This window comes from Halomonas sp. DP5Y7-2, from assembly GCF_019802025.1.
GTDB classification, from domain to species: Bacteria; Pseudomonadota; Gammaproteobacteria; order Pseudomonadales; family Halomonadaceae; genus Halomonas; species Halomonas litopenaei_A.
Window position 1 is genome coordinate 1 of record NZ_JAHVHY010000029.1, and the last position, 599, is coordinate 599.

Annotated in this window: 1 protein-coding gene; it reads right to left on the bottom strand. The window is 65.9% G+C overall.

The window, feature by feature from the left end:
* On the bottom strand, positions 1-599 hold a 599-nt coding region (locus KUW18_RS19605; RefSeq protein ID WP_222562199.1), incomplete at both ends, for an Ig-like domain-containing protein.

Below are 599 nucleotides of genomic sequence, written 5' to 3' on the forward strand. Positions count from 1 at the left end.
TAGCTGTAGTCCCCATTCACCACGCTGACGACCAGGGTGCCGTAGGTACCTTGCACGGTGCCGCCATTGGTCACGTCCACGCCGCTGATCACCACCGAGCCCACGCTGTCGGAGCCGGTATCGATGGCGATGGTGCCGCTGGTGGTCTCCAGGTCGGTGCCCGCCTGACTGCCGCCGTCGTCCAAACCCGCTTCGTCCACCTCGTTATTGCCAGACGCATTGGGCGACTCGGGGTTCACCTCTATCACCGGGGTCGCGTCCACGGTGATGGTCAGGGTCGCGTTAGCGGTATCCCCATCGGCATCGGTGATGGTGTAGTCGATCAGCACGTCGCCTTCAAAGCCCGTCGCCGGGGTGAAGGTCACGCTGCCGTCACCATTGAAGGTCACGCTGCCCTGGCTCGGGTCCTGCAGCGCGGCGTTGGTCAGGGTCACCGGACCATCGGCGCCGGCCACGTCCTGGCCACCGGCACTGCCGTCCAGCACGTTGACGGTGATCGCCACGTTCTCGTCGGTCTCGGCCGCGTCGTCGGTGGCCTCGGGCACGTCATCCTTGATGTCGATGGTCAAGGCTGCGGGATCGCTGACGTCGCCGTCGGA